Origin of the sequence: Schlesneria sp. (assembly GCF_036405755.1) — a bacterium.
GTDB lineage: Bacteria > Planctomycetota > Planctomycetia > Planctomycetales > Planctomycetaceae > Schlesneria > Schlesneria sphaerica.
The window spans coordinates 1-3,145 of sequence record NZ_DASWWZ010000223.1; the positions used below are offsets into that span (position 1 = coordinate 1).

The following is a 3,145-nucleotide window of genomic DNA, read 5'->3' on the forward strand; positions in this document are numbered from 1 at the left end:
GATGGCTGGCTACTCCGGCCGTTGCTTGCGAATTCTCCAGAGATTCAACGTCGGGAGCCGCCACCGGAATCTGACTGGCCTCCGATGCCTCTGGCTGACTGAGTTCCCCTGGCGAGACCCGGTCGGCCATGGCTGCAGCCGTACGCTCTGACTGTTCTGCTGCAGCGTGGCTGGCATGTGACTCTGCCCCCGACTCTGCGTGCGCCGATGCAACTGACTGGACGGCATGTGACTCAGGAGTTGATTCCGCCAGCCCACCATTCGCAGCACGTTGTGGCCTGTGGCCGTGCTGCTTGTGGTTCGACGGGTGATCTTTTCCCTTTCCCGATTTCTTGTCAGTCATAGTCTGCTCTCTACAGTGAGTGTCAGGCGGGTTGCAGGTGAACCTGTGATTTATGAGCGGCATCCAGCGACTCGGTGACGAGCAGGGTCATCTCCTTCTGTGCCTGCTTCATCGCCTGTTCGTCTGCGATCCGTTTCAGCGGCATCATTCCATTGGCCAGTGCGGCCATGGCAGCCACATTGTTTGTGATCACCGATGCCATGATGCCGAAGCCCATCGTAAAGGCCCCCGCAATACACAGTAGGTTCGGCGCCAAGATCAGGTACCAACTGTTTCGCACGTTCTTATCCAGGTCCCGCGCGATATCTCGAAGCTCACAGAGCCGATGCAGACTCTCTTCCATAAACACGATCTGGGCGGTATCGGTTGCGATCGACGAGGCACCGCGAAGCGAGATCGAGACGTTGGCCTTCTTGAGTGCGATTGAGTCGTTGATCCCGTCACCTACGAAGCAGACCTTGCGTCCCTGTTTCTGGAGCCGCTCGACATAGTCCGCTTTGTCACCGGGCAGCACGCCGGCAAAGTACTCGTCCATTCCAAGGCTTTCGGCCAACTTTTTCGTCGGCCCTTCGTGGTCACCTGAAATGATGGCGATGTGCTTGATTCCGCGGTCTCTCAGCCCCTTGATGATGCTGATCACTTCAGGCCGCTGCGAGGCTCGCAGTTCGATGACCCCTGCAAAGACGCCGTCCAGAGCCACCATCACCAGGGTGTGTCCTTCGCGGTGAGCCACCTCGACGACTTCCTGCACTTCCACAGGAATCTCGATTTGCTCGAGCTTGATATAGCGAATGCTTCCGACTTTGACCGTGTGACCATCGATAACGGCCTCCAGGCCATAACCCACCTGATACTTCGAATCGTCGATCGGGAGCATCGGCATGCCGGTCTTTTCAAATTCCAGCACGATCGATTTGGCAATCGGGTGCGAGAACCGCTGCTCTGCAGACGCAACCAGCTGCAACAGGCGGTTTCGTTCATGCCCGTTGAAGGGAATGATATGCCCGACTTCCGGGCGTTCTCTTGTCAGGGTACCAGTCTTATCAAACAACACAGTGTCGATATCGTTCATCAACTCAAGTGCCCGACCGTCCTTGACAAGGATTCCCTTGTGGGCACAAAGCGCTAGTGATGTCAGCATTCCCAGGGGAGCCGCCATCCGGATCCCGGTGCCGAAATCACTGTTCAGAATGGCCACTGCGCCTTGCGGTCCCAGAGTCGCCATGCCTGCGGTTGCGATGGCCAGCGTCGGAATGACGGCCTTATCCGCCATTCGCTCACCTTTGTGCTGACTCGTTAGCTTGTATCCTGCGGAATCGTTCAGGATTTGTGCGATTTTGGAGGATGTAGTCTCGCTCCCCGCGTTTTCGACTTCGACATAGACTTTCCCTGCGACCATCAGTGTCGAGGCGAATACTTTGTCCCCTGGAGACTTCTCGGACGGCGTCGATTCACCGGTCAGGGCGTGCTGATCGATCATCGCCATTCCGTCTTTGACAACGCCGTCAACCGGAACCGCATCTCCCGTATGGACGACGATGACATCACCTTTTTTCAGCTCATCCAGCGGCGTCTCAACTTCTTCTCCATCTCGAAGCAGACGGACGAATTGAGCCTGCTTTCCGAACGCCTGCACCAGCAGTCGCTTTGAATCATCCTGGGTCTTCTTCACCAGCATGCGACCGAAGCTGAGGCACAAGCACAGAACCGAGCCAGCGAAGATCTGTCCAGTGATTACACAACCGGTCACGACGATGGCATCCAGAACATCGACACCGAGTCGTCGTTCGTGGACGAGCACATGGTAGGCTTCCTTAAACGTGGTGATCGACGTGTAGCCGAACAACAGACCCGCGACAGGCAAGAGCGGAGGAAACGCAAATTGCGCGACTGCGGCCAACGGAACAGAGGCGATGGCCAGCGGAAAATCCAGGTCTGGCGGGTCCAGGTGCGGAGAGAGTTCTGCCCGGGCGATGGCCCGATCCAGAATCGTAATCACCTGATCCTTGCGCAGATCACGTTGGTTGTAAGTGACGAGTAAGGTTCCTGTCGAAGAGCGCGTTTTATAACTATCGACCCCCAGCATGCTCATCAATTCACGTTCGATGCTCTGACACACGTCCTTACGGCGATACAGAGCAGGGTGCTTCAATCGAAGTCGACCGGGTATTTCGTGAATGATCTCCCAGGCAGTTGCATGATTGCCGTTGCGCCCAACTCGCGTCACTCCCTTGCGATCCGGCATCAGCAAGATATCTGCGAGCGAAACAGATGGAGCGCGTTCCGCAGAGGAATGTGCAGTAGTGCCGTTCTGGCCTGCCACCTGACCGTTTCGCGAACCACGATGAGATTTCACCGAAGCGCCGTCACCGGCAACAACAGGTCTTCCAGTCAGTACCCCATCATAGACCGGCTTTTGATTGCGAGCATGGATGTCCGTCGGCGTGCTCGCAGTTGCGGGCGGTTCCACCAGGCTGCGAATCCTGGCGACGATGGATTTGAGGAATCCCGTCGGTGACGCATGATTGTGCCGAATCTCGGCGACAGCTTTCCGCCCGGTCGCCCCTCCCCCCGTAATTGAGATCTCGGCATCCGGATCGGCTCCCAGGATACATCCAAGAATCGCCTTGGCTCGCGTGCTGCTCAGATCTGAAAAGAGAGAATCGCTTTGAATTTTCAGAGCGCCAGCTTCACACGCGAGCACTTCGCAATCAAACATTGTTGAGACTCCACACACCAAAACGCCGTAGTTGTCCGCACGAAAGCTCCGCCTCGCTGTGGAATTTCATCGCTATGGACTTG

The 3,145-nt window shown here is 56.6% G+C and carries 2 protein-coding genes; both read right to left on the reverse strand.

The window, feature by feature from the left end:
* Positions 1–343, reverse strand: a 343-nt coding sequence (locus tag VGE80_RS07650) for a hypothetical protein (protein WP_440592228.1), incomplete at its 3' end; no start/stop codon positions are given.
* Between the two features lie 22 nt (positions 344–365).
* A complete protein-coding gene (locus tag VGE80_RS07655) occupies positions 366–3,062 on the reverse strand; it encodes a heavy metal translocating P-type ATPase (protein ID WP_440592229.1) in 2,697 nt (898 codons plus the stop codon).
* Between the last annotated feature and the right edge of the window lie 83 nt (positions 3,063–3,145).